This window comes from Streptomyces sp. NPDC006259 (assembly GCF_042870975.1).
GTDB lineage: Bacteria > Actinomycetota > Actinomycetes > Streptomycetales > Streptomycetaceae > Streptomyces.
The window spans coordinates 344,739-370,655 of sequence record NZ_JBIAHY010000002.1; the positions used below are offsets into that span (position 1 = coordinate 344,739).

Consider the following 25,917-nt stretch of genomic DNA (forward strand, 5'->3'; position numbering starts at 1 on the left):
CGTCGTACCCGGCCGGGCACTCCGCACCCGGTGGGCCTGGTCGCCGCCGTCGTTCGACCGTCCGAGCGGTCAGAGCGGCTCGGGCGGTCGCGGCGGCCCGAGCCGACGCGCCCCCGGCGCCGGCGCCTGCCCCCTCGCCGGCGCCTGCGGCGTCGCGGGCGTCTGCGGCGTCGCGGCAGGCGCCGGGCCCAGCGGGGCGCGCCTGCTCCGAGCCGGCTCCGCCGCCACGCCCGGTCGGACGGTGTCCCGTCGCCGCGCGCCGTCGGCGCGGCGCGTCGGAACCCCGTGGCGAGCTGCCGTGTCACCCCCCGTAATTTGGTCTAGACCGCGTCTGATCGACTGCTACCGTCACCCCCGACATCGGCGGCAGGAGAGGGGACAGCGGTGGCAGACGTCGGCAGGCGGCCCCAGCGGGCGTTCATCGGGTCGTTCACCGCGGCCGGAGGACCCGGGATCGTGGCGGCGGCCGTCGATCCGGGCAGTGGCGCGCTGACCGTCCTGAGCAGTGTGAACGACCTCCCCGATCCCTCGTACCTCGCCCTCTCGCCGGGCGGCGGCACGCTCTACGCCGTCAGCGAGACGGCAGAGGGCGCGGTGGCCGCGTACAGCGTGGCGGGGGACGTCCCGGAGCAGGTCGGGCCGCTCGTGCCGGTCGGCGCCGGCGGTCCCACTCACCTCAGCGTGTTCGACGGGCACGTCCTGACCGCCAACTACGGCTCCGGCAGCGTCACCGCCGTCCCGGTCCGGCCCGACGGCACCCTCGCCCCGGCGGCCTCCGGGACGCTGCGGCACAGCGGCTCCGGCCCGTACGGCCCGCGACAGCAGGGACCGCACGCCCATCAGGTGCAGCCGGATCCCAGCGGACGCTGGGTGGTCAGCGTGGACCTCGGCACGGACTCCGTGCGGGTGTGCGATCTGCGTGACGGCAGCCCGGTCCTGCACCGGGAGTTCTCCCTGCGTCCCGGCTCCGGCCCCCGCCACCTGGCCTTCCACCCCGGCGGCGGCCACGCCTACGTCGTCAACGAACTCACGCCGACCGTCACCGTCTGCCGCTGGGACGCCCGGGACGGCGCCCTGAAACCGTTGGCGGAGGTCCCCGTACTGCCCGGCGCGCCCGCCGGGGACGCCTACCCGTCGGGCATCGTCGTCGCGCCCGACGGACGGTTCGTGTGGACGGCGACCCGCGGCGAGGACGTTCTGTCGGTGTTCGCCGTCGAGGGCGGCGGAGAGGCGCTGCGGCTCGTCGGCGCCGTGCCCTGCGGGGGCCGCTGGCCGCGGGCGCTCGCCGGGTCCGCCGGCTACCTGTACGCCGCCAACGAGCGCTCCGGCGACGTGACCTGGTTCACCCTCGACCCGGCCACCGGTCTTCCCCGGCGCGGCGGCTCGATCCGGGTGCCGGCGGCGTCCTGCGTCGTCCTCGGCTAACAGCCGCGGCGGTCGCCGCCCCCACCCTCGCGCTCCGTCAGCCGACCGGCACAGCCGCCAACCCGCACACCCGCACACCCGCACGACGAAGGGCCCGCCCCCAGGTCGGGAGCGGACCCTCTCGGCGTCCTTGCGGGTCGTACGGGCTCACACCCCACGTCTCTTACGACTGGCGGACCGGTGCGCCCTGCGGCTGCTGCGGCGCGATGCCCAGGGCCGTCGTGTACTTGGCCACGGCGAGCTTGCCGATGGCCGGGTACGGGCCGAGCGCCTCGGCGGACGCGCAGCCCGCCTCCCTGGCCGCCTCCTCCAGCAGCGTCGAGTCGATCTCCGGGCCGATGAGGTACGGCGCCAGGGCGAGCTGCTGGGAGCCGGAGCCACGCAGCTGCTCGGCGACGGAGGCGATGGACCCCTCCTGGTCGAGGGCCGCGGCCATCACCGGCACGGCGAGACGCGCGGCCAGCAGCATGCCGGTGATCCCGGCGGCCTGCACGGCCTCCTCACCGCCCACGGAGGCGAGGATGATGCCGTCGGCGGCCGTGGCCACGGTGAACAGGCGGGCGCGGTCCGCGCGGGCCAGACCGGCCTCGGAGAGCCGCACGTGCAGGGCCTCGGCGAGCAGCGGGTGCGGGCCGAGCACATCGGTCAGGTCCGCCGCGACGCGGCTGTCCATGACGGCCTGGCGAACCTGGCGCAGCAGCGCGCTGTCCGGGCCGGCCAGCAGCGGTACGACGACGGCGACCGGGCCGTCGGGCTCCTTGACGTCCACCCCGGCGGCGCGGGCCCGCTCGTACCGGGCGGTGCGCTCGTCGGCGGCGTACGCCAGGACGGACTGCAGGGCGGGGAACTCGGCGTCGTTGCCGTCGAGGTACCCGATGCGCGCGTCGAGGCCGGGAAGCTCGGAGCGGGCGATGCTCACGACCTCCTCGGCGAGGCCGCGGGTGGCGGCGCTCGGCGTGCCCGGCACCGCGAGAACGAGCGCGGGCGCGCCCTCGGGAGCCGCCAGGGGCTCGGGTCGGCGGTGCCGCCCGGGCTGGCGGGGGCGCGGCATTCGTACAGGGAGGCCGGACGCGGGCCCAGTGGGGGAGCTCATGGCGCCGCATGTTACTGGCTTCCTGGGCTCCCCTGTTCGGGGAGGGTGCAGGTGAGCGGTATCCGTCCGGTTTTGTCTGATGAGTTACGTACGGATCAGAAGTGATCAGCATGTATTCCAGGCGACTTGCCCCCGAAGGGGTCAATTCCCCCTTTCCGTCATGACGTGCCGTTCACCCGGCCGGTCACGTGCAGCATCGTGTCGTCGGCCGGCAGGCCGAGCGCGCCGGACGCAAGATCGGCGGCGATGCGGACGGCGCCGTCCAGCGGATCGCCGACGGCCGCCACGCGCCGCGCGTACGGCAGCCGCCGTGCCAGTTCCTCCGCCAGCGGTACGAGGAGGGGGGCGCCCAGATGCACCAGACCGCCGGTGACGGCGACGCGGGGGCGGGGTTCCGTGTCCCGCGGGCAGACCGCGGCGGCCGAGTCGGCCATGTGCCGGGCCGCCGCCCGAAGGATGTCCGCGGCGACCGGGTCGGCCGGTGCGCGCGCGGCCACTCGGGGTGCGAAGGAGGCGAGGACGGCGGGACGGTCCGAACGCGGGTAGAGCAGGCCGGGCAGGCCGGGCATCGGCCCGAACTGTTCCTCGGCGCAGGCCAGAAGCGCGGCCGAACCACCGGCCCGGCCGTCGTGGGCGCGCAGCGCGGCCTCCAGGCCGGCCCGCCCGATCCACGCGCCGCCGCCGCAGTCGCCCAGCAGATGGCCCCAGCCGTCGGCCCGGTGCCAGGCCGTCAGATCGGTGCCGACCGCGATGAGTCCCGTCCCGGCGGCCACCACGGCACCCGGTCGGGTGCCGAGGGCGCCGGCGTAGGCGGTGACGGCGTCGGCGGCCAGGACGGTCGTGAAGACCCCGAACTCCCGCGCCAGCGCCCCTGGCAGCTCGGCACGCAGGGCACCGCCGAGCGTGCCGAGACCCGCGGCGCCGACCACCGCGACGACCGGCCGCACCACACCGGTCTGCGCGGACAACGCCCGCACCATGGGCACCAGTTGTGCCATCAGGTGCTCGGGGTCGATGCCCCGCGCGCCGGTGCGCACGGGAATCCGTGACGACCGTACGGCCGGGGCGCCGCCGTCGGCCCTGCCGAGGGCCACCCGCAGGCCCGAGCCGCCCGAGTCCACGGCGAGGACGCCGGGGGAGCGCTCCGGACCCGCGGGCGAGGTCACGGCAGGCGCCAGTCCACGGGTTGGCCACCCTGCCGGATCAGCAGGTCGTTGGCCCGGCTGAACGGTTGGGAGCCGAAGAAACCCCGGTCCGCCGACATGGGCGAGGGATGGGCCGACTCCACCGAGGGCAGGTCGCCGAGCAGCGGACGCAGGTTGCGCGCGTCGCGGCCCCACAGGATGGACACCAGAGGCTTGCCCCGCGCGGCCAGCGCCCGTATCGCCTGCTCGGTGACCTCCTCCCAGCCCTTGCCGCGGTGCGCCGCGGGTTTGCGCGGGGCCGTCGTGAGCGCCCTGTTGAGCAGCAGCACGCCCTGCCGTGTCCAGGGCGTCAGGTCGCCGCTGGACGGCTGCGGCAGCCCCAGGTCGGTGTGGAGTTCGCGGTAGATGTTGATCAGGCTGCCGGGCAACGGCCGTACGTCGGGCGCGACCGAGAAGGACAGGCCCACCGCGTGACCCGGCGTCGGGTACGGATCCTGTCCGACGACCAGGACGCGGACGTCGTCGAAGGGCTGCTGGAAGGCTCGCAGGACGTGGGGTCCGGCGGGGAGGTAGGTGCGTCCCGCGGCGATCTCCGCGCGCAGGAAGTCGCCCATCTCGGCGATCCGTCCGGCCACGGGTTCCAGGGCCTTCGCCCAGCCCGGTTCGACGATCTCATGCAAGGGTCGTGGTGCCACGGGCGTCACCCTACTGCCGTAGAGGCGGCGGCGATCAACCGGTGGCCAGGACCCCGCGCTCCCCCCGTCGGACTCATCCGACCACCGCGGCCCTCACGCAGAGCACGTCCGGCAGATGCGAGGCCAACTGCCGCCAGCTGTCGCCGTCGTCGGCCGAGGCGAACACCTCGCCGTTGCGATTGCCGAAGTACACGCCCGCCGGGTCCGCGTCGTCCGTGCAGAGCGCGTCGCGCAGCACGGTGCCGTAGTGGTCCTCCTGCGGCAGACCGGCCGTCAGGGGCTCCCAGCTCCCGCCCGCGTCCGTCGTGCGGTAGACCCGGCAGCGGCGGTCCGCGGGCACCCGGTCCGAGTCGGCGGTGATCGGGAAGACGTACGCGGTGTCCCCGCGGTGCGGGTGCGCGGCGACGGCGAAGCCGAAGGTGGACGGCAGGCCGGCGCCGATGTCCGTCCAGTGGCCGCCCGCGTCGTCGCTGCGGTACACACCCCAGTGGTTCTGGAGATACAGCCGGTCCGGGTCGACCGCGTCCCGGGCGACCTTGTGCACGCACTGGCCGAACTCCGGGTCGGGATCCGGCAGGAACACCGCGGAGACACCGGAGTTGGAGGGCGTCCAGCTCGCGCCGGCGTCGGTGGTGCGGAAGACGCCGGCCGTCGACACGGCCACCGTCACCGCGCGTGGATCCCGCTGGTCGGTGAGCACGGTGTGCAGGCCCTCGCCGCCGCCGCCCGGCACCCACCGGGAGCGCGTGGGGTGCTCCCACAGCGGGCGGACCAGTGCGAAGCTCTCCCCGCGGTCCTCGGAGCGGTACAGCGCGGCCGGTTCCGTCCCCGCGTAGACCACGTCCGGCTCGCCGGCCGCCGGGTGCAGCTGCCACACCCGCTCCAGCGAGGCCTCGGTCTCCTGGGGGAACCTGACGGCCGGCTTCGCCGGTTCGGTCCAGGTCCGGCCGAGATCGTCGGAGTGGAACACCGACGGTCCCCAGTGGGCGCTGTCCCCGCCGGCGAGGAGCCGTGTGCGGCCGCCGCGCGTGTCGATCGCCACCGAGTAGATCGCCTGCGCGTTGAAGTAGGGGGATGCGTCGAACTCCCATGTGCCCCCGCGCCCGCGCCCGATGAAAAGGCCTTTGCGCGTGCCCACGGCGAGCAGTACGTCGGTCATGCCGGTCACCTCCGCTGTGCTGTGACGTCTTTGTCCCAGCCACCGGCCAGTCTGCACCCAGCCACTGACAGTCACCCCTGGAATCGACGTCGCCGCAGGTCACAGCGGCGACGGCGGTCCGGGACCGCAAGGTGTCGGCCACCTTCGGCGGGAGGCCCGCGCGTCGGCCGCGTCCGTGGGACCGTCGGGACGAGGGACTCGTCCTGAGCATCCGCACCGCCGGCCCCGTATGGGAGGGCGGTCGGGATGTTCACGCGCGCATGAGGAGGAAGCCTTCGATGGCGTTCCGTGGTCCGAGGGTGTGGCTGTGGCGCTGGCGGCGCAATCCGCTCAAGCGGCGCTCCGACACGGTGGAGGCCTGGGTCGTGCTCGGTTCCTGGGTGCTGACCGTCGTGTGCGGGGTGCTGGCGGGCTGGACGGCCGCCGGATCCGTCGAGCGGAGTCTGGCCCGTGAGCGTGTCGAGTGGCGGCCGGTCGCCGGACGGCTGACCGAGCGGGCGCCCGGGGAGGCCGGCGCGCACTCCGGCGAGCGGGTCTGGGCCGAGGTCGGCTGGACCGGGCCCGACGGCTCCGCCCACACCGGTCAGGTCAGGGTCGTTCCGGGCAGTGCCGCCGGCACCACGGTGACGGTGTGGACGGATCGCCGGGGCCGCCTGGTCACGGAGCCGGCCACCGCCGCCCAGGCCCGGGTGCGGGCCTCGCTCGTCGGTGGCCTGGCGGGCGTGACCGTGGCGGTCCTGCCGTGTGCCGGCGGCCGGTGGCTGCGCGGTCGGCTGGAACGCCGACGGCTCGACGGCTGGGCCGTGGAGTGGGCCGTGTTCGACGCGGTCCGGGAGCGGCCGACGGGCTGAGTGCTGTCGTCGGGTGTGAGGGGCGTCAGCGGCGTCGGGAGCGTGTGGCGGGACTGAGCGGTGCCGTCCGGCGTCAGGGGCGTCGGGAGTGTTGTGGAGGGACTGAGCGGTGCCGTCGGGAGCGCCCGGCGGGCTGACCCGTGCCGTTCGGTGTCAGAGCGGGCCTCGGCCGTGGCCGTCCGGACGTTCGGCCACGTCTGCGGCCCCGGGTCGGGAGCGGCGGCGCGGGGGCACGTCCGCCTGGGCCTGGGCGCCGGTCCGGGGCCCCCGTGTCGGAGCGCGGGAAGCCGGCGGGGGAGTCGCCGTGGACGCCCGGTGCCCAGGTGGACGCCGCCCCTTCACCATGGCGGTGAAGGTCCGCAGGGGGACTCCCGTGTCGGGGCGCGCCCGCTCGGTGGCCGGGGGCAGGCGTCAGGCGGCGGCGGAAGGCAGCGCCCGCCCCAGGATCCCGTCCAGGTCGGCACCGTCGGGGAGAGTGCCGAAGGAGTGTCCCCAGTCACCGCCGAGCCGGGTCGCGCAGAAGGCGTCGGCGACCGCCGGCGGGGCGTACCGGACCAGGAGGGACGCCTGGAGGGTGAGGGCCATCCGCTCCACCAGCCGACGAGCCCCGGCCTGCGTCGCCTCGCCCGGTGCGGACCTGAGCCGGGTGACGGCCGCGTCCAGCCGGGCGTCCGCCCCCTGCGCCAGGGCGAGTTCACCGAAGAAGGCGTCCGCGGTGGCGGGCTCGCGGGTCAACGCCCGGAGCACGTCGAGGGCGTTGACATTGCCCGAGCCCTCCCAGATCGACAGCAGGGGAGCCTCGCGGTAGTGCCGGGGCATGCCCGACTCCTCCACGTAGCCGTTGCCGCCCAGGCATTCGAGGGCCTCCGCGGTGAAGGCCGGCCCCCGCTTGGTGACCCAGTACTTGCCCACGGCCGTCGCGACGCGTCGGAAGGCCCGCTCGTCCCCCTGGCCGTCGGCGCGTACCGTCCGGTCGGCCGCCCCGGCCAGCCGCAGGGTGAGCGTGGTCGCCGCCTCGGACTCCAGCGCCAGGTCCGCCAGGACGTTGCGCATCAGTGGCTGGTCGAGCAGCCGCGCACCGAACGCGCCGCGGTGGCGCGCGTGATGGCCGGCCTCGACGAGGGTCTTGCGCATCAGCGCCGCCGACATCATCACGCAGTCCAGCCGCGTGCAGTTGACCATCTCGATGATGGTCTTCACACCCTGCCCCTCGGGCCCGACCAGCCAGGCCACCGTCCCGTCGAACTCGGGCTCGGAGGAGGCGTTGGAGCGGTTGCCCAGCTTGTCCTTCAGCCGCTCGATGCGGAAGGTGTTGCGGGTGCCGTCGGGCAGCACGCGCGGCACCAGGAAGCACGACAGACCGTCCGGGGCCTGGGCGAGGACCAGGAACACGTCGCACATCGGCGCCGACGTGAACCACTTGTGCCCGCGCAGCGTGTACACCCCGGGCTCGGCGGTGGGCGTGGCCGTGGTGGTGTTCGTCCGGACGTCCGAACCGCCCTGCTTCTCGGTCATCCCCATGCCGGCGAGCAGCCCGCGCTTCTCCGTCGGCACCCGCAGCCCCGGGTCGTACGCGCGGCTGGTCAGCAGGGGTTCGTACACCTTGGCCAGTTCCGGCTGGCGGCGCAGGGCGGGGACGGCGGCGTACGTCATCGAGGTGGGGCAGCCGTGCCCGGCCTCCGAGTGGCCCCACACCAGTCCGCCGGCCGTGCGGGCCACGTGGGCGCCCGGCCGGTCGTCCGCCCACGGCGCCCCCGCCAGGCCCTCGGCGACCGCGACCCGCATCAGGGCGTGCCACGCGGGGTGGAAGTCGACCTCGTCGACTCGGTGGCCGTACCGGTCGTGGGTGCGGAGCACCGGCTCGTACCGGTTCGCGAGATCGCCCCACTCCTGCGCCTCGCTGCCACCGGCCAGCAGTCCGAGCCGGCGGACGTCCGTCTCCGCCCATCCGGCGCCCTCGCGCCGCAGCCCTTCCAGCAGGGCCACGTCGTCGGAGGCGTCGTACGGGGTCAGCGGCGGGGGCTGGTTGGTGACCTCGTGCGTGACGGGGGACGGGGGCAGGGGCTGTGCGTCCGGGAGGTTCATGGCCCCAATGTTGCATCTTCTGTATGGTCGCAGCAATAGTGCAACATCGAGGGCGGACGTAGAGTGCGTCCTCATGCACAGGAACGTGACCTCCGGGCCCGGAGAGGTGGAGCTGCCCCCGCTATCGGCCCGGTCGGTGGTGCTGAGCCTGCTGCTCGGCACCCATCCCCCCGAGCTGCCGGTGAAGGACCTCGTCCGGCTGGTGGAGCCCTTCGGCGTCGGCGGTTCCACCCTGCGGGCCGCGCTCAGCCGGATGGTGGCGGCGGGTGACCTGCGGCGCACCGGTTCTGTGTACGGCCTCAGCGACCGCCTGCTGCGACGCCAGCGCCGGCAGGACGAGGCCGTCCATCCGGCGACCCGGCCCTGGGACGGCGACTGGGAGATGGCCGTGGTCACGGCGACCGGCCGGAGTCCCGCCGAACGCGCCGAGCTGCGCACCGCGTTGACGCGTCTGCGCCTGGCCGAGCTGCGGGAGGGGGTCTGGCTGCGCCCCGCGACCCTGGCCCGGCCGTGGCCGGCCGAACTCGGGGCCGTGGCCCGGTACTTCACCGTCGGCCCGGACACCCCCGCCCGGGAACTGGCGGCGGACCTGTGGCCGTTGGAGGGGTGGGCCGCCGAGGGCCGGGCCCTGCTGGCGCACCTCGCGCGGGCCGATGGCCCGGCCGACCGCTTCACCGCCTTCGCAGCCGTCGTACGGCATCTCCTCGCCGACCCCGTCCTGCCCCCGGAACTGCTGCCGCGGGACTGGCCCGGCGCCGCTCTGCGCGCCGCCTACGCCGACTTCCAGCGGGAGGTGGCGGCCCGCACGCGCGACCACGCGTGACGGCCGGAGGAAGCGCGTGAGGGTCGCTTCCTCCGGCCGTCCGTGGGGCGGACCCCGTCAGCGGGTGCCCGGCCCGCCTGTACGGGCCTACTTGTAGGTGATGTCCGAGCTGGAGTACTTGCAGTACGTGCCGTCGGGGCCCGAGCCGTTCGTCGTCGGCTCGTCACCGTCGTCGTTGCCGATGTACTTCTGGCAGGGGATGATCTTCTTGCTCGTGTCCCCGACGATCGTGATGCCCCGCAGGGTCGCGCTGTCGCCGTAGTTGGTGTTGATGCCGACGAGCCTGCTGCCCTTGTAGGTCGCCTCGATGGTGTTCAGGTTGATCGTCCGCTTGTACTGCGTGGAGCAGTTGCCGCACGAGCGGATGAAGGTGCCGAAGTTCTTCACGGCGAAGTTCGAGACGTTCAGCGTCCCGGCACCGTTGAACTGGAACACCTTGTCGCTGGCTTCCTTCGCGCCGCCGCCGACGACGTTGTAGACGTTGGAGGACGAGGAGCCGCGGAAGGTGGCCGCGTCCTCGCCGACGTCCTCCCACCAGACGTTCTGGAGCGTGCAGCTGCCCTTGCAGTGGATGCCGTCGGCGGCGGGCGCGCCGATGATGACGTTCTTGAGCACGGCGCCGGCGGCCAGTTCCAGGATCGGACCCTGGTCCTCGTCCTGGCTGCCGCTGCCCAGGTCGCCCGTGCCGTACAGGCGCTTCATCCCGTAGTCCTTGGTGCCGGAGACCGGGATGGTGGCGGAGACGCCCTGGCTGCCGTTCGCGGTGGGCCAGGTGGCGGCGCTCGCGGGGGTGAGCGCTCCGCTAGTCATGATCATGCCAACCGCGAGGCCGACGGCGGCCAGTGAGCCGGTCAGGGCGCGCCCGCGGGGGCGCGTGGGTGCTGGGGAAGTCATGTCCCGATGCCTTCTTCCAGGTGGGGGATGGTCGAAGCGTTCCGGTGGTCGAGCCGGTCGTCACCGAGGCGACGACTGGTCAAGACTGTGAACAGCGTGCGTGATGTTGAACGTTGCGTGCTATCGGTGTGGACGCCGACGGATCGCGCCGGGCGGCTCGTCCACACTTCTGAACGGAAGGTAGGGGGCAAGCGCTTTCTAGTCAACGCTTCGCGCAGAACACATCCGGCCACGGGGAGAGACCGGAAGGGCCTCCCGGCAAAGGCGTGGGAGCGCTTCCATGGAGAGCGTGGGCATGTCACTATGCGCTTCGGACGCTTCCCATCCGTTTCGGAGAGAGGGGCGAGTCGATGCCGACTCCGCGCACGCGTACGGCCTCCGGCGCCCTGTGCCGCTCCCTGTCCGCGGGGCCGCCCTTGTCCCGTTCCCGAGCGTCCTGGCCGCCCTGGCCCTGCCACCGGGCTCTGTCGCGGGCCGGCGCCGCGCCGCCGGCACCGCTCGGCACCGACCCGGACATCGGCGGCCCGTACGCGGCCGCGCCCCAGGCGTGCCACCCCGCGTCACGGACGAAGTGACACATGGTCCGCCGGACCTCTCCACGCTGCCGCTCGACCAGCGACGACCCGTCGAAGTCGGCCGGTCGGGGCGTGCCGACCGACTTCCTCACCGATGAGCCGAGGGTGGTGACCGACACCGGAGCCACGGGCCACCGGCGCCACGGGCCACCGGCGACCGGCCTGCCCGGTCGACTGGCGGCGCCTCGTCCGCGCGCGGACGGCCGCGGTCCCGGCGGCGCCTGGACCGAGCCGGCCGACACCGGGGCGCACGCGTTCCCGCGTGCGGAACAACGTCACGATCCCGATCCCGATCCCGATCCGGATCCGGATCGGTCGGGCCGCCTGGCGCGTGGACCCCGCGGCGGCCGGGACCGCTCCCGACCGCCCTCGCGACCGTCCTCGGTGACCTGGACGGACCCCGCCTGTCCACCTCCTTCCGTGCACGACGAGCCGCTCACAGAAGGGACCAGCGTGATCAATCCCGACTCCGCCAGGAGAGCGCCGCGTTCGGTACTCACGGTGCTGGTGCTCCTCCTCACCGGCGCCCTCCTCGCCGTCCCCACCGCCTCCGCCCTGCCGAGGACCGCGCCGGCGGCGGTCCCGCCGGCCACCCTCACCGAGGTCACCGGCTTCGGCGCCAACCCCAGCAACCTCCAGATGTACGTGTACGCGCCGGCCAACGTGACCGCGCACCCGGCCGTCCTGGTCGCCGTGCACTGGTGCGGCGGCTCGGGTCCGGCCATGCACTCCGGCACCGAGTACGCCCGACTCGCCGACCGGTACGGCTTCGTGATCGTGTATCCGTCCGTCACCCGAACCAGCAAGTGCTTCGACGTGTCCTCGCCGCAGGCGCTCAGGCGGGGCGGCGGCAGCGATCCCGTCGGCGTCAAGTCGATGATCGACTGGGTGAGCGCCACGTACTCCGCCGATCCGGCGCGCGTCTTCGCCACCGGCATCTCCTCGGGGGCGATGATGACCAACGTCCTGCTCGGCGACTATCCCGACGTGTTCGCGGCGGGCGCCGCGTTCTCCGGGGTCCCGTTCGGCTGCTTCGCCACCACCGACGGCTCCGAGTGGAACAGTGCCTGCTCCGGCGGCACGGTGATCCGCACCCCACAGCAGTGGGGCGATCTCGTGCGAGGCGCGTACCCCGGCTACACCGGGCCCCGGCCGCGCATGCAACTGTGGCACGGCACCGAGGACGACGTGCTGCGCTACCCCAACTTCGGCGAGGAGATCAAGCAGTGGACCGAGGTGCGGGGGATCGGCCAGAGCCCGGCCGCCACCGACTCGCCGCAGACCGGCTGGACCCGCACCCGCTACGGCTCCACCGGTGACCGGGCCCAGGTGGAGGCCATCAGCCTCCAGGGCGTCGGACACAACCTCTACGCCTGGGGCATGGCCGACAAGGTGCTCACGTTCTTCGGCCTGGACACGGGCGGTGAACCGGGACCGGGTCCCCAGCCGACCGGCGCCTGCGCGGTGACCGTGTCCACCAGCGCGTGGAACACGGGACTGACCGCCTCGGTGACGCTCACCAACACCGGCACCACCGCGGTGAACGGCTGGCGGCTCGGCTTCACCCTGCCCGCCGGCCAGACCGTCACCAACGGCTGGGGTGCCACCTACACCCCGTCCTCCGGGACGGTGACGGCCACGAACGCGTCGTACAACGGCACGATCGCGCCGAAGGCGAGCGTCACCGTCGGGTATCAGGCGAGCCATACCGGCGACAGCGGTGCACCCTCCTCGTTCACGCTCAACGGGTCGGGGTGCACGATGAGTTGACACCGGTCGCCGCGACGCGGTGCGCGAACTCGCGGCCGGGGGAGCGGGCGGGGGGCGCGGGGAACTCGTCCCGCGCCACCTCGCGGAGCGCGGTTCCGAGGCCGGCCGGACGGAGTCCGAGCGGGGGGCCGACGACCGGCCGCGCTCTGGTGCGAGGACGGCGCGGCCCACCGTGTCAGGCTGCGCCGCTGACCGCCGGTCGACCTGCGCCACGTGGACCGGCGCAACGCTGTTCACCGCTGTCCTCCGAGGACACCGTGGCGCGCGACCGACCGGGACGCTGGCTCAGACCGAACGGTGGTACTGGTCAGGCACCCGTACCTCGGCGCCGGTCTCGCGTGCCGCCTGCCGTGCCCAGGAGGGGTTGCGCAGCAGTTCGCGGCCGAGCAGCACCGCGTCGGCCTCGCCGTTGGCGAGGATCTTCTCGGCCTGCTCGACGTCGGTGATCAGACCCACCGCGGCGACCGGCATCGGCGTCTCGGCCTTCACCCGCGCGGCGAACGGCACCTGGTAACCGGGGCCGACCGGAATGCGCACGCCCGAGGCGTTGCCGCCGGTGGACACGTCCAGCAGGTCCACGCCGTGCGCGTGCAGCTCACGGGCGAAGCGGACCGTCTCGTCGGGCGTCCAGCCGCCGTCCTCCAGCCAGTCGGTCGCGGAGACGCGGAAGAACAGCGGCTTGTCGTCGGGCCACACGGCCCGTACGGCGTCGACGACCTCCAGGGCGAACCGGGTGCGGTTCTCGTAGGAGCCGCCGTACTCGTCGGTACGGTGGTTGGAGTGCGGGGAGAGGAAGTTGCCGATCAGGTAGCCGTGGGCACCGTGGATCTCGGCGATCTCGAAGCCGGCGGCGAGGGCGCGACGGGCCGCGTCCGCGAACTCCCCGACGATATCCGCGATCTGCTGGGTCGTCAGCTCGACCGGCACGGGGTGGTCCTCGGCGAAGGGCACCGGACTCGGACCCACCGGCTGCCATCCGTGCGCCTGCGGACCCACCGGCGCCCCGCCCTTCCAGGGCCGGTCGGTCGAGGCCTTACGGCCGGCGTGGGCGAGCTGGACGGCAGGGACGGTGCCCTGCCCGACGAGGAAGCGGGTGATCCGGCGGAACGCCTCGACCTGGGTGTCGTTCCAGATGCCGAGGTCGTACGGCGAGATCCGGCCCTCCGGCGACACGGCGGTGGCCTCGACGATGATCAGGCCGGTGCCGCCCGTCGCGCGGGCCGCGTAGTGCGCGAAGTGCCAGTCGGTGGGGGTGCCGGTCAGCGGCCCCTCGGGTGCGGCCGAGTACTGGCACATGGGCGGCATCCACACCCGGTTCGGGATGGTCACTTCGCGCAGGGTGTAGGGCTGGAAGAGCGCGCTCACGGCGGACTCCATTCGTCACGGGGCCGGTGGTCGACTCGTACGATAGGCATCGTAGTACGTTAGATGTCAAACTACGAGGACTCTCGTACAATGGGGGTTCCCGACGAAGTGGAGCAGCCGTGACCGCCCCCGCAGTGAGCAGCCGCGATCTCCCGCATCCGGCGCGCGAGGAGATCCGGCTGGAGGCCGTGCTGCACGCCCTCTCCGATCAGATGCGCCTGCGGATCGTGCGAGAACTCGCCGCCGACGGCGACGAGTTGTCCTGCTCGCACTTCGACCTGCCGGTCACCAAGTCGACCACCACGCACCACTTCCGGGTGCTGCGCGAAGCCGGCGTCGTCCGGCAGGTCTACCGGGGCACGGCCAAGATGAACGGCCTGCGGCGGGACGACCTGGACGACCTCTTCCCCGGCCTCCTCGGTGCCGTCCTCGACGCCGCCGCCCGCGAGGCGCTCCGGTCGCACGACGGGTGAACCCGCGGTCCCGGCAAGGGGGTTGAACAGCAGATTCCGTACGATTGCGGTCGCACGGCCCGAATCGATGGCACCCCGGTGCGAGCCTTGCGCGGTTCGTCGAATTCACGGGTGGCGACGCCGCTGGGTGTCCCGTGCGACGATCTGGGCCGGACCCGCCGCGGACCGCAGCGCGGCCCAGTCCGGGAGCTTCACCACGCCCCGCCCCAGCGAGGCGCCCAACGCCGCCTCGGCCCGCTCGATCGCCAGCCAGCCCGCCCACGGGACCGGCTCGGCACCCGCCTCCCGGAGCAGGTCGAGGGGGTCGCCCCGCAGTTCCCGGCGGGCGAGCGCGGGGGCGTCCGCCAGCAGGGAGGTCGCCGTCTCCTTCGCGCACGGCCGGTTGGTGCCGATGACGCCGGTGGGGCCGCGCTTGATCCAGCCCGCCACGTACTCGCCCGGCACGGGAACGCCCTCGCGCAGCACCCGCCCGGCGAGCTGCGGCACGGTACCCCGCTCCGCGTCGAAGGGCAGCCCCTCCAGTGGCACTCCTCGGTAGCCCACCGACCGGAGCACCAACTGGGCCCCGATGTCCTCGAACCGGCCGGTTCCGGTCACCCCGCCGCCCTCGCCCGGCGCGGTCCGCTCGAAGCGCACGGCGGCCACCCGGCCTCCCTCACCCGCCAGCAGTTCGCCGGGCCGCAGGAAGAAGCGCAGGTGGACGCGGCGCCGTAGCCCCCGTGGCCGCGCGGCCGCCCAGCCGCGCAGCACCTCGAGGTTGCGGCGCGGGGCCGCAGGCAGCGCGGACGGGTCGGCGTACGCCGGGTCGAGCGCGAGTTCGGCCTCGTCCACCAGGACGTCCGTGTCCGGCAGGGTGCCCAGCTCCCGCAGCTCCTTGGTGGTGAACCGGGCCTGGGAGGGGCCGCGCCGACCCACCATGTGGATGTCACGCACCCCGCTCGCCGTCAGCGCGGTGAGCGCCCCCTGCGGCATGTCGGTCGGACTCAGCTCCGCCGCGTCGCGCGCCAGGATGCGCGTGACGTCCACGGCGACATTGCCCATGCCGACCACCACGGCGGAGCGGGCACCGGACAGGAAGCCGTCGGGCGCGGCGTCCGGATGGGCGCTGTACCAGGCCACGAACTCCGTCGCCGAGAAGCTGCCCGGCAGTTCCTCGCCGGGAATCCCCAGCCGCCGGTCCGCCGCCGCGCCCACGCAGTACACCACCGCGTGGTACAGCTCGCGCAGCCGCGCCGCGGGCACGCCGTCCGCCCCGACCCGCACCCCGCCGAGGAACCGCACCCGCTCGTGCTCCAGGACCGTGCGCAGGTTCTGCTGGAGCGACTTGATCTTCTCGTGGTCGGGGGCGACGCCGTACCGCACGAGTCCGTACGGGCAGGGCAGCCGGTCGAGGACGTCGACGAGCACCTCGGGGTCCTGCTGGACGAGGCTCTGGGCGGTGTATACCCCACTCGGCCCGGAGCCGACTACGGCGACACGCAGCACGGCCGAACTCCTTACCCCAGGGGGACGCAGGAGAGCGCTGGTGCTTCCAGCATGGCACCGCGACGGCTCCGCCGACAGGGTGCCGTACGCCGACCGGGCGGGCGTGGATGTCCGCGGGGGCGTCCGCGGGCGGAGTGATCACCAGGTCACCCGGGTGTCCGGCGTGCGGGATGGGGTCCGCGCGGCTCGTCAGAGCATCGCGCGCATCCGGGTGATCTCCGTCGTCTGCTCCGCGACGACGTCGTCGGCCATCTCCTCGATCCGGATGTTGTTCCCCTGTGCCTTCACGTCCGCGGCCATGGTGATGGCCCCCTCGTGGTGAGTGATCATCAAGGTCAGGAACAGCCGGTCGAAGGGTTCGCCGCTCGCCGCCCGCAACTTCTTCAACTGCGCCTCGGTCGCCATTCCGGGCATCGCCGCGTGCTCGTGCCGGCCGCCCGTCCCGCCGGTGCCGTCCTTGTCGTAGGTCGTCAGCCAGCTCTCCATGGCCTCGATCTCCGGGCCCTGCGCGGCGGTGATCCGCGAAGCGAGCGCCCTGACCTTCGCCGACTCGGCCTGCTTCGGGGCGAGTCCGGTCATCTCCAGGGCCTGGCGGTGGTGTTCGACCATCATCCGGGCGAAGTCGATGTCGGCGGAGTTGGGAGTGTCGTCGTCGACGCGCTGCTCGGCAGCGTCCTGGGCGGAGAGTGTCCGGTTCTCCTCGCCCGGTTTCCCCGGCGCGATCACCGACGGTCCGGCGGCCGCGCCCGACTCGGTGTCCGATCCGGCGTCGCAACCCGTCAGGACCAGGGCGAACAGCGTGGCGGCGACAAGGGGCGCGCGGCGGACGAGCACGAAGACCTCCGATTGCGGGCGGGTCGAGAACCGGCCAGGGACGTGCGGACGGTCCTGGACCGTCCTGGTACGAGTCTGCGCCTCACCGGGCGATGTCATTTATGACGAGTGCGTTGCCGACTGTTGATCTGTGCATGATGAAGACGATACTCGGGGGACCGTGAACCGTTCCTTGCGGACGGCGACTAGGGAAGGACGCAGTGATCCTGTTGAACACATCCCGAACGCGGCACAGACGACTGGGAGTTGTCGCGGCGTGTGCCGGACTCCTGGCCACGCTGCTCTCCGCGGTACCGGCCGCCGCCACCCCCGACCCGGGGGACGGCCCGGCCGTGGAGCGCGAGGTCTCCCAGAAGGCGCGGGCCGACGTGGCCGAGGCGATCGCCGACGGCGAGATACCCGGCCAGGACGAGATCGTCCACTCCGCCAACATCGAGCATCTCGCCAACATCCCCAAGGACGCGCTGCCCGGCCTGAACACGGACCTGGCCTTCCAGGGCAAGTACGCCTTCTCCGGCAACTACGACGGCTTCCGCATCTTCGACATCAGCGACCCGAAGTCCCCGAAGACCGTCTCCCAGGTGCTCTGCCCCGGTTCCCAGAACGACGTCTCCGTCTCCGGCGACCTGCTGTTCCTGTCCACCGACTCCTCGCGCAGCGACAGCAGTTGCAGCAGCACCACGCAACCCGCGACCGAGAAGTCCTCCTGGGAGGGCATGAAGGTCTTCGACATCAGCGACAAGGCGAACCCCCGGTACGTCGCCGCCGTCGAGACCGCCTGCGGTTCGCACACCCACACGCTGGTGCCCCAGCGCAAGAACGTCTACGTCTACGTCTCGTCGTACTCGCCCAACGCGGCCTACCCCGACTGCCAGCCCCCGCACGACGGCATCTCGGTCATCAAGGTGCCGCGCAAGGCGCCGGAGCGGGCCGCGATCGTCAACTTCCCCGTGCTGTTCCCGGGTGAGGGACCGGACGGCGGCGGCAACCCGGGCGGGCCCACCAACCCCGGTGTCTCCAAGACGACCGGCTGCCACGACATCACCGTGCTGCCGGACAAGGACCTGGCGGCCGGTGCCTGCATGGGCGACGGCATCCTGTTCTCGATCAAGGACCCGGAGAACCCGAAGATCATCGACCAGGTCCAGGACAACGTGAACTTCGCGTTCTGGCACTCGGCGACCTTCAACCAGAAGGCGAACAAGGTCGTCTTCACCGACGAGCTGGGCGGCGGAGGCGCGGCCACCTGCACAGCGGAGATCGGCCCGAACAAGGGCGCCGACGGCATCTACGACATCGTGGGCAAGGGCGACAAGCGCAAGCTCGTCTTCCGCAGCTACTTCAAGATCGACCGCCCCCAGGCGCCGACCGAGGTGTGTGTCGCGCACAACGGCTCGCTGATCCCGGTCAAGGGCAAGGACATCATGGTCCAGGCCTGGTACCAGGGCGGCGTGTCCGTCTGGGACTTCACCGACTCCGCCCACCCGAAGGAGATCGCCTACTTCGAGCGCGGCCCGGTCGACACCGTGCGGCTCACGACCGCCGGCCCCTGGTCGGCGTACTACTACAACGGATACATCTACTCGAACGACATCGCCAAGGGCTTCGACGTGCTGAAGATCAACGACCGGCGCACGGACCCGGCGAAGCACGTGCGACTGCGTGAACTGAACGTCCAGACCCAGCCGGACTACTTCGACTGATCAATCGCCTGCGGCGCGTCGACGTCGTGCGGCGCGTCCGCGGGGGTCGGCTGATCCGCCGCGGGCCGTCCCGTCGCGAAGAAGCGCGAGAAATCGGAGTCACAGGACCCGTCGGGCGCCTCGGTGTCCGGCGGGACCCCCTGCTCCCAGTCCAGCCGGTAGCGCGCGAACAGTTCGGCCCGCAGCGGCGTGAGGGGCATGCCCGCGTTCGGCAGCACCATCGCGTAGACGGAGCCCATGAGCAGTGAGCGCAGCATCGGATAGTCGCTGTCGACGTCCGGTGAGCCGTGCCGGGTCACCGTGTCGCGCAGCAGTTCGGCCAGCCGCCGCTGCTCGGGACACTGCACGAACCCCTCCGCCTGGAGCAGCCCCGCCATGTGCTGACGCATCAGCACCGTCCGGTCCCGGGCCAGGCCCAGGATCGCGTCGACGGCCCGCGCCATCCGCTCCCGGCCGTCCTCGGTGCGCGGCTCGCGCTCCAGCGACTCCTCCAGCGTGCGGTGCATCAGCCGGTGCACGGCCGACTGCACCAATTGGCGCTTGCCGGGGAAGTAGTACGACACCAGGCCGCGGGCCGAGCCCGCCCGGTCCGCGATGGCGCCGAGCGTCGTCGCCTCGTACCCACGCTCGCTCACCAGCTCGACGGCCGCCTGGAGGAGCCGTTCCCGGGAACGCCGACGCAATTCTTCATTGACCGAGGCGCTGCGCGGGGACATGCTGTAACTCCTGCGTTGACTGGCTGCCAGCCAACTATACTCAGCGCAGCCCGGTACGGATCCGCTTCGGAGCCGTCCCGGGGGCCGCCCGCTCTGGGCGACGCGGGGGATCGTCCAGAGTGGGCGTGCTTCTTCCCCGATAGTGGCCTGAGGCTCCTTTCGGGTGGTTCTCGTTCCGTCCGGTTCTCCGGTTCTCCGGTCACCCGAGTCCGCGCCGTTCCACGCCCCGGTTCTGTTCTCTCCGCGCACTCCCTCGCCCCATCGGTCGCCTGGTGACCGAGCCGTCCCTACAGTGGCAGGAGTGCCGAGCCGAGGAGGGCGTAGCGCCATGGCAGCCGACAGCGGGCAGGACCGGGAGATCTTCACCCGGATCACGACGATGGTCGAGGACGAGCGCAGGCTGCGCGAGGACCTGGCGGCCGGCCGGATCGACGACGCCACCGAACACCAGCGGCTCGGCGAGCTGGAGCGCGCCCTCGACCAGTGCTGGGACCTGCTGCGTCAGCGGCGGGCCAAGTCCGAGTTCGGGGACAACCCGGACGACGCGCGGGTGCGGCCCTCGTCGCAGGTCGAGGGCTACCGGAACTGACCCGCCGCTCACCCTCGGACGTGGGCCACCGGAACCGAACGGCCGCCCAGTGCCGGAGGGGGGCCCACCGGAACTGACCCGCCGCTCACCCTCGGACGTGGGTGGGCAACCGGGACCGACCCGCCGCCCACTGCCGGACGGTGAGCCACCGGGACCGACCCGCCCCCAGCCTCGGCCGGTGGTCGCCGGGAGCGACTCGCCGCTCACCCTCGGGCCGCGAACGGCCGGGCGGGCTCAGCCCGCCAGGTCCAGCACCGGTCGCAGGCCGTCCGGCCGTTCGGCGGCCGGCAGATGGTCCACGAAGTACACCGAGCAGCCGAGCGCCGCCGCCCCGCCGTCGGCCGGCCGGCTGTCGCCGACCATCAGCGTGGTGCGCGGATCGGCGCCGAGCGCCTCGCAGGCCGTCGTGAACAGCCGCGGGTCCGGCTTCTGCACCCCGTGCTCGTACGACAGCACGTACGCGTCGACGTACGCGTCCAGACCGTGCTCGCGGAACACCGGCCGCAGATCCCACCCGATGTTGCTCACCACACCCACCCGGACCCCGCGCTCGCGCAGGGTGCTCAGCACGTGCCGGGCGTCCGGGTACGGAGTCCAGGCGGCCGGCCGCATGTGCCGGTCGTACAGCGCCTCGTGCAGGGCCGGGTCGGGCAGCGGCACCTGACGGGAGAGCCCGGTGTAGGCGGCGCGGTGCAGCTCCGCGCTCTCGTCGCGCACCCGCCACAGTCCCGCCAGTTCCCGCGGAACGCGCACCGGATCCGCCCCGCCGGGCAGCGCACCGGCCGCCTCGAGTGCCCGGGCCGTCCCCCCCACCTCGCTCTCCGGCAGCACCGTACCGGTCGTTTCCAGCACGGCCCGCAGCCAGCGCTCGGCGGACTCGATGCGGAAGAGGGTGCCGGAGAAGTCGAACAGCACGGTGGAAGTCATGGAGTTGATCTTAGGGAGGAGGCGAGTCGGGGTTCCACGCCGCGGAGAGGTCCGCGTCCGCGGTCGTCCGGCGGTTCATGGCCGCCACCGCACGTGTGCCGCGATGGCCAGGGATACCAGCATCGCGCCCATGAGCCAGCCGCCCAGGACGTCCGTCGGCCAGTGGACGCCCAGCCAGACGCGGGTCAGGCCGACGCCCGCCACCGAGACGACGACCACCGCCACGGCCGTACGCCACGGGGCGCGGCCGGCGCCGTGGCGGTGCAGGAGCCACAGCAGGAGGCCCAGGACCACGGTGGCCGTGAGGGCGTGTCCGGAGGGGTAGGCCGCGTAGTGGGCGGAGTCGACGGGGTCGGTCCAGACCGGGCGTTCGCGGCCGACGGCGGCCTTGAGCCCCTGCTGGAGCACGGTGCCGACCGCTGACACGGTGACCAGCCACACCGCCGTCCACCACGCCGAACGGCGCCACACCAGCCACACCGCCACCGCCGCGCACAGCAGTCGCATCGTGAGCGGGTCCCAGACCCAGTCCGTCAGGATGCGGCACGCGTGGGTGACACCGGGGTCGGCGACGGCCCAGCGATGGGTCGTGCGTGAGATGTCTCCGTCGGCGGAGACCAGCGGATGCCACTCGGCCGCCACCAGGATCGACACCAGCAGCGAGCACAGGCCCAGCCCGATGGCCGTACGGACGGCGGTGCCGTACGGCGACGGGGTGGGCGGCGAGTCGACGGAGGGGGTGTGCATGAAGTGATCCTTGCCGAACTGCGCGGTGTCAAGCCAACCCGTTCGGCCCGGCGCCTCAGCCGAGTGCCCGCAGCGCCGGCACCAGTGTCACCAGCATGGGGACCACCGGGACCAGTGAGGCCGCGGCCGTCAGCCTGAGCCGACGGGCCACCGTGAGCCGGTCCTGGGCCGCCAGCAGCCGGTGCACGCGCCGCGGGACGTGGGCCTGCGGGCCGGGGGAGGGGTGGAACACGCCTCGGTCCTCGTTCAGCTCCACCAGCGCGAGCGCGGTCGTCAGTCTGCCGAAGCGGCGGGAGGCCGTGTCGTCGGCGGCCAGCTCCACCAGCCGGTGCATCTCGTCACGGAACGCGGCGAACACCGGCACCTGCGGGAAACCGGCGGCCAGCGCGGCCGAGCAGTGCAGCAGCCAGTCGTGCCGGGCGCGGGCGTGCCCCTGCTCGTGCGCCAGCACCGCGTCTAGCTGACGCCCCTTCAGGCGACGCAACGCGGCCGTGGTGACGACCAGTCGGGGAGCCCCGCCGGGAAGCCACCAGGCGTCGGACCGCTCACCCTCCAGCACCACGAGCCGTCCGGACGCGGGCTCCTCACCGGGCAACAGCGGTGCCCGAAGGCCCAGTTCGTCCCGTTGGTGGCGTGCTCTGGCGCGGGCCGCCGCTATCTCGCGGACGAGCATCGCCCCGCTCCACAGCCCGGCGCACGCCAGGGTCACCGCGGTCGTCGCCGCCCAGGGGCCGGTCGCGCTCAGGGCGTAGGCCTCCACCACCGCGTGCGGGGCCGGCGCGAAGACGTGTCCGCGCACCGCCTGCCAGGCGGCCGCGGCGCTCAGCGTCATCGCCAGCGCGCAGCACATCAGCACCGCCGCCACCACGCACTGCCACACCCACAGCGCGACCACCGGTTCACGGTCGGGCCAGTCCGCACGCGCCAGCAACCGGGGAGCGACGACGGCGGTCAGCGCACCGAGCAGCAGCAGGACCGCGGGGACCATCATGGTCAGCACCCTATGAGCGCCGTGCCGCTCAGGGGTACGGCTCGGTACGGCAAAGTGACGCAGGCCACGGATGCCGTGCCCCACCGGGGCGACGCCTCAGACAGCCAGCAGCATGGCCAGCATGCCGATCCCCATCGACAGCCGGCATGCGCGCGCCAACTCGGGCCGGTCGCCCCACGCGACCGCCCGCCCCGCGGCGGTGCCCCCCGTCACTCCGGCCACCGGCAGCAGGCGCACCCCGGAGACAAGGACGTACGCCGTGAAATAGACCAGCAGGCCACCTGTGAGCACGGGCACCCCGGAGCCGCCGTGCCCGTGACCGGTCGCGGGGGAGGAGGTCATCACGGCCGCCATGTAGACCATGGCCGCGGCCCCGACCAGGTGGTGCAGGTGGTGCGGGCAGGCCCGCGCCACCCACAGGGCCCGCAGCGCGGCCCCGCCGAAGACCGCCGCGTACGTCGGCCAGACCCACGTCGGCGGGGTGAACGCCGAACCCGGCACCGCCATCACGGCCATGCCGAAGCCCATCAGCGCCTCATCGCCCGCGGCCCGGCGCTGCGTCTCGTCGCTGCTGCGCATTCGCAGGAGGCAGTAGGCCCCGGTCGCCGCGCACAAGGCGACCAGCAGCCAACCGGGCGAAGCCGGTCCGTGCACGCGCACCTCCCCGTTCGACTGACGGTCCAGGAATGCGATGCCCACGGCATGCGGCGCGCACGCGAGCGCAAGGATGTACACGGGGGGCATTCGGCGGAGCACACTGGGTGAGGAGCGGGGTGACGGGCGGCTTCCCCTGCTTCCCGCCAATCATTCACTAGTAAAACACCTGATAAATTAGTGGGAGTGAGCAGAAGCAGTGCGACCCCCCGGTCACCCCGTCCCCGTCCCCGTTCTGGGTCCCACGCCCGGCCTCGATCCCGCGTCCGCCTGCCGGTGGCCGGTGTCCTGAGGCTCGGGCGCCCTTCGGACATCTGGTTCAAGCCGGCGTTCAGCGTGGTCGCGGCGGTTGCCCCGCCCAACCTGACCCTGCTGGCGCTCGGGCGCCTCGACCTGGCGATGTACACGATGGCCGGATCCCTGTGCGCCCTGTACGCCCACAACCGCCCCTACGCCGCCCGCGCCCGCGTCCTGGCGCTGGTGGTGCTGGGCATGACCGGCGGACTCGCCGTCGCGCTGCTCGCCGCCGCCCTCACGGCGAACGCCGTCGTCCTCGTCACCGTCGGAGCCGGCCTCGCCGCCGTGCAGAAAGCGCTCTGCGACGCCACCCGGATCGGCCCGCCCGGCAACGTCATTTTCACCTTCATCAGCTCCGCCGCGCTGTTCGCGCCGCAGACCACCGGTCAGATCCCCGGCCACCTCGGTCTCGCCCTCGCGGCAGGGGCCTGGTCCTGGATCGTCGGCATGACGCCGGGCCTGCTGCGCCCGCACGGCCCGGAGCGCCGCGCCACCGCGCAGGCGCTCGACGCGGCCGCCGCGTACGCCGCCACGGGCGGTGCCGGCGAGGGGCACGCCCGGGCCCGAGCCGCCGCGGCCGCAGCGGTGCACGCCGCGTGGCAGACGCTGCTGTCGGCCCGCGACGGGGTCACCGGCCGGGCCCTCGAACGGCTCGTGGTCCGCGCCGAGGTGGCCCTCGCCGCGCCCACCGACACCGACCCGCTACGGCTGCGCGGCTGGGCCCGCGCACTGCGCGGCACCGGCCCCGTCCCCCGCCCCCACGACCTCGTGGGCGACGACGAACTCCTCGGTGTCGACACCGAACTGGCGTCGCCGCGAGCGACGTTGCGCCGCCGCCTGCGCCCCCTCGCCCCGCTCGCCGTCCGCACCGCGGTCGGCTGCGCCCTGGCCGGCTACGCCTCCCTGGCGCTCGGCGTCGGCCGTCCCTACTGGGCGCTGGTCACCGCGGCCTCCCTCTACCAGGCCAACGTCACCCTCACCTGGAGCCGCGGCGTCCAGCGCGTCGTCGGCAACCTGGTGGGCGTCCTCGCCTTCGCCGCGATCGTGCCGCTCGCCCACCTCCACCAGGCCGCCCTGGTCTTCACCTGCCTCGCCCTGAACTTCGGCGCGGAGGCCCTGATCAGCCGCAACTACTGGCTCGGCAGTGTCTGCGTGACCCCGATGGCGCTGCTGATCACCGAGTTCGCCCGTCAGCAGGACGCGGGCACGCTGATCACCGAGCGGGTCGTGGACACCCTTGTCGGCGCGCTGGTCGGCTTCGTCGCCGCCGTCGCCGTCACCAACCGCCGCTCCGGCGACCGCCTCGACGACGCCCTGACGGCCGCCGAACGCGCCCGCGAGGGCGCCGCCCGCCTCCTCGCCCGGCCGCACCCCGCCCCGGCGGAGCTGGACTCCGCCCGCCGCGGCCTCGCCGCCGCCCTGGTCGACCTGCGCGCCACCGCCGACGCCGCGAGCGGCGAGTGGTGGCAGCGTGCCCTGCCGCAGGAGCGGGTCGTCGCGGCCGAACAGAACGGACACCGTACGCTCGCGGCGACGGTCCGGCGCCAGGGACTCCTCCTGACCGGGCACAACGAGGCGACACCGGAGGATGTACGGCCATGACGGCGACGCGGGGACAGCCTGTGGACGGGGATGACACGGGCGGGCCGGACGGCGGGGACGAGACCGGGCAAGGACGGCTCGGCGGCGGGGACGAGACCAGGCAAGGACCGCTCGGCGGCGAGGGCGAGACCACGCACGGACCGCTCGCCGGCGAGGATGAGACCACGCACGGACCGCTGGGCGTGGACGAAGCGGCACAACGGCAGCCCGCCGGGCCGGACGCCGCGCAGGGACGGCTCGGCGGCGGGGACGAGACCACGCACGCACCGCTGGGCGTCGGCGACGCGGCACAACGGCAGCAGCCCGCCGGGCCGGACGCCACTCCGGGCCGGCCCGCCCCCCGCCCTGACAGCACCCGTGGCGAAGCCGCCCGCGGTGACGGCGGCCCCCGTGGCGAAGCCCCCCGCCCTGACAGCACCCGTGGCGAAGCCGCCCGCGGTGACGGCGGCCCCCGTGGCGAAGCCCCCCACCCTGACAGCACCCGTGGCGAAGCCCCCCGTCGTGACGGCGGCCCCCGTGGTGACACCGTGGCCTCCGTGGTGCGGCAGTGGCAGGCCGTGCGGCCCGACCTGGACACCGGGCCCATGGAGATCATCGGGCGGGTCAACCGCTGTGCCGCCCTCCTCCAGCAGGCCGAGGACGCCCCGCTGCGGCGTGCCGGGCTCAGCCGAGCCGAGTTCGACCTGCTCGGTGCGCTGCGCCGCACCGGCCATGAGCTGACGCCCGGCGAACTCGCCCGCGAGACGTTCTCCTCCGGAGCCGCCGTCACCAAACGGGTCAGGCAGCTGACCGAACGTGGACTGGTGGGGCGCCGCGGGGACACCCGGGACCGCCGCGTCGCCCACCTGAGCCTCACCGAGGCGGGCCGCGCCCTGGTCGACGGGATCATGCCCGAGCAACTCGCCTACGAGAGCGCCGTACTGTCCGCCCTGGACGCCGGCCGGCAGGACGAACTCGCCGGACTTCTCGGCGAGTTGCTCACCCGCCTGGAGGGGCACATGCAGGCGCTGCGGATCTGA

General features: G+C 73.4%; 23 protein-coding genes. 9 read left to right on the top strand and 14 right to left on the bottom strand.

What is annotated here, in order from left to right; translation table 11 throughout:
• Nucleotides 1–384: 384 nt before the first annotated feature.
• A complete protein-coding gene (locus ACFYO5_RS07645; protein ID WP_388705386.1) occupies nt 385–1,425 on the top strand; it encodes a lactonase family protein in 1,041 nt (346 codons plus the stop codon).
• Between the two features lie 163 nt (nt 1,426–1,588).
• Here the strand turns inward: ACFYO5_RS07645 and ACFYO5_RS07650 are convergent, their stop codons facing one another.
• From ACFYO5_RS07650 to ACFYO5_RS07665, 4 genes are all read right to left on the bottom strand, one after another.
• Nucleotides 1,589–2,518: a sirohydrochlorin chelatase gene (locus ACFYO5_RS07650; protein ID WP_388705389.1), complete on the bottom strand. Its 930-nt coding sequence runs from the start codon at nt 2,516–2,518 to the stop codon at nt 1,589–1,591.
• Nucleotides 2,519–2,676: 158 nt separating this feature from the next.
• Nucleotides 2,677–3,684, bottom strand: coding sequence for an N-acetylglucosamine kinase (locus ACFYO5_RS07655; RefSeq protein ID WP_388705392.1), 1,008 nt, complete (start codon nt 3,682–3,684; stop codon nt 2,677–2,679).
• Nucleotides 3,681–4,358, bottom strand: coding sequence for a uracil-DNA glycosylase (locus ACFYO5_RS07660; RefSeq protein ID WP_388705394.1), 678 nt, complete (start codon nt 4,356–4,358; stop codon nt 3,681–3,683). Before ACFYO5_RS07660 ends, ACFYO5_RS07655 begins: the two co-directional genes overlap by 4 nt.
• Nucleotides 4,359–4,431: 73 nt before the next feature.
• A complete protein-coding gene (locus ACFYO5_RS07665) occupies nt 4,432–5,517 on the bottom strand; it encodes a WD40/YVTN/BNR-like repeat-containing protein (protein ID WP_388705396.1) in 1,086 nt (361 codons plus the stop codon).
• Between the two features lie 278 nt (nt 5,518–5,795).
• Between ACFYO5_RS07665 and ACFYO5_RS07670 the strand changes: the two genes are divergently transcribed.
• Complete coding sequence (locus ACFYO5_RS07670) at nt 5,796–6,368, top strand: hypothetical protein (protein ID WP_388705399.1); 573 nt, start codon at nt 5,796–5,798, stop codon at nt 6,366–6,368.
• A gap of 411 nt (nt 6,369–6,779) precedes the next feature.
• Here ACFYO5_RS07670 and ACFYO5_RS07675 read toward each other — a convergent pair whose 3' ends face one another.
• Nucleotides 6,780–8,453, bottom strand: coding sequence for an acyl-CoA dehydrogenase family protein (locus ACFYO5_RS07675; protein WP_388705401.1), 1,674 nt, complete (start codon nt 8,451–8,453; stop codon nt 6,780–6,782).
• A gap of 73 nt (nt 8,454–8,526) precedes the next feature.
• Here ACFYO5_RS07675 and ACFYO5_RS07680 point away from each other — a divergent pair, with 73 nt between their 5' ends.
• A complete protein-coding gene (locus tag ACFYO5_RS07680; RefSeq protein WP_388705404.1) occupies nt 8,527–9,276 on the top strand; it encodes a PaaX family transcriptional regulator C-terminal domain-containing protein in 750 nt (249 codons plus the stop codon).
• Nucleotides 9,277–9,363: 87 nt separating this feature from the next.
• On the opposite strand, the gene ACFYO5_RS07685 is transcribed toward ACFYO5_RS07680, so the two are convergent.
• Complete coding sequence (locus ACFYO5_RS07685) at nt 9,364–10,170, bottom strand: pectate lyase (RefSeq protein ID WP_356563712.1); 807 nt, start codon at nt 10,168–10,170, stop codon at nt 9,364–9,366.
• 1,028 nt (nt 10,171–11,198) lie between these two features.
• Between ACFYO5_RS07685 and ACFYO5_RS07690 the strand changes: the two genes are divergently transcribed.
• Nucleotides 11,199–12,515, top strand: a complete 1,317-nt coding sequence (locus ACFYO5_RS07690; protein ID WP_388705408.1) for a PHB depolymerase family esterase — start codon at nt 11,199–11,201, stop codon at nt 12,513–12,515.
• Between the two features lie 285 nt (nt 12,516–12,800).
• Here the strand turns inward: ACFYO5_RS07690 and ACFYO5_RS07695 are convergent, their stop codons facing one another.
• Complete coding sequence (locus ACFYO5_RS07695; RefSeq protein WP_388705411.1) at nt 12,801–13,880, bottom strand: NADH:flavin oxidoreductase/NADH oxidase; 1,080 nt, start codon at nt 13,878–13,880, stop codon at nt 12,801–12,803.
• Between the two features lie 119 nt (nt 13,881–13,999).
• Between ACFYO5_RS07695 and ACFYO5_RS07700 the strand changes: the two genes are divergently transcribed.
• Nucleotides 14,000–14,353, top strand: a complete 354-nt coding sequence (locus ACFYO5_RS07700) for a helix-turn-helix domain-containing protein (RefSeq protein WP_356563718.1) — start codon at nt 14,000–14,002, stop codon at nt 14,351–14,353.
• A gap of 105 nt (nt 14,354–14,458) precedes the next feature.
• Here the strand turns inward: ACFYO5_RS07700 and ACFYO5_RS07705 are convergent, their stop codons facing one another.
• Together ACFYO5_RS07705 and ACFYO5_RS07710 are read right to left on the bottom strand one after the other, a co-directional pair.
• A complete protein-coding gene (locus ACFYO5_RS07705) occupies nt 14,459–15,838 on the bottom strand; it encodes an FAD-dependent oxidoreductase (protein ID WP_388705414.1) in 1,380 nt (459 codons plus the stop codon).
• A gap of 189 nt (nt 15,839–16,027) precedes the next feature.
• Nucleotides 16,028–16,672: a DUF305 domain-containing protein gene (locus tag ACFYO5_RS07710; RefSeq protein WP_388705417.1), complete on the bottom strand. Its 645-nt coding sequence runs from the start codon at nt 16,670–16,672 to the stop codon at nt 16,028–16,030.
• A 200-nt stretch (nt 16,673–16,872) separates the two neighbouring features.
• Here ACFYO5_RS07710 and ACFYO5_RS07715 point away from each other — a divergent pair, with 200 nt between their 5' ends.
• Nucleotides 16,873–18,375: an LVIVD repeat-containing protein gene (locus ACFYO5_RS07715; protein ID WP_388705419.1), complete on the top strand. Its 1,503-nt coding sequence runs from the start codon at nt 16,873–16,875 to the stop codon at nt 18,373–18,375.
• Here the strand turns inward: ACFYO5_RS07715 and ACFYO5_RS07720 are convergent.
• Nucleotides 18,363–19,091, bottom strand: coding sequence for a TetR/AcrR family transcriptional regulator (locus ACFYO5_RS07720; RefSeq protein ID WP_388705421.1), 729 nt, complete (start codon nt 19,089–19,091; stop codon nt 18,363–18,365). The two genes, ACFYO5_RS07715 and ACFYO5_RS07720, sit on opposite strands and share 13 nt — an antisense overlap.
• Before the next feature lie 328 nt (nt 19,092–19,419).
• On the opposite strand from ACFYO5_RS07720, the gene ACFYO5_RS07725 reads away from it, so the two are divergent.
• Entirely contained in the window at nt 19,420–19,680 is a 261-nt protein-coding gene (locus ACFYO5_RS07725) for a DUF2630 family protein (protein WP_356563728.1), read from the top strand.
• Between the two features lie 234 nt (nt 19,681–19,914).
• On the opposite strand, the gene ACFYO5_RS07730 is transcribed toward ACFYO5_RS07725, so the two are convergent.
• From ACFYO5_RS07730 to ACFYO5_RS07745, 4 genes are all read right to left on the bottom strand, one after another.
• Entirely contained in the window at nt 19,915–20,607 is a 693-nt protein-coding gene (locus ACFYO5_RS07730; protein WP_388705424.1) for an HAD family hydrolase, read from the bottom strand.
• Between the two features lie 75 nt (nt 20,608–20,682).
• On the bottom strand, nt 20,683–21,354 hold the full coding sequence (locus ACFYO5_RS07735) for a phosphatase PAP2 family protein (RefSeq protein WP_388705427.1): 672 nt from the start codon (nt 21,352–21,354) through the stop codon (nt 20,683–20,685).
• 55 nt (nt 21,355–21,409) lie between these two features.
• Nucleotides 21,410–22,345, bottom strand: a complete 936-nt coding sequence (locus ACFYO5_RS07740; RefSeq protein WP_388705430.1) for a M56 family metallopeptidase — start codon at nt 22,343–22,345, stop codon at nt 21,410–21,412.
• Between the two features lie 96 nt (nt 22,346–22,441).
• Entirely contained in the window at nt 22,442–22,999 is a 558-nt protein-coding gene (locus ACFYO5_RS07745; protein ID WP_388705433.1) for a DUF5134 domain-containing protein, read from the bottom strand.
• A gap of 186 nt (nt 23,000–23,185) precedes the next feature.
• Here ACFYO5_RS07745 and ACFYO5_RS07750 point away from each other — a divergent pair, with 186 nt between their 5' ends.
• Nucleotides 23,186–24,898, top strand: a complete 1,713-nt coding sequence (locus ACFYO5_RS07750; RefSeq protein ID WP_388705436.1) for an FUSC family protein — start codon at nt 23,186–23,188, stop codon at nt 24,896–24,898.
• Nucleotides 24,899–25,425: 527 nt separating this feature from the next.
• Complete coding sequence (locus tag ACFYO5_RS07755; protein WP_388707121.1) at nt 25,426–25,917, top strand: MarR family winged helix-turn-helix transcriptional regulator; 492 nt, start codon at nt 25,426–25,428, stop codon at nt 25,915–25,917.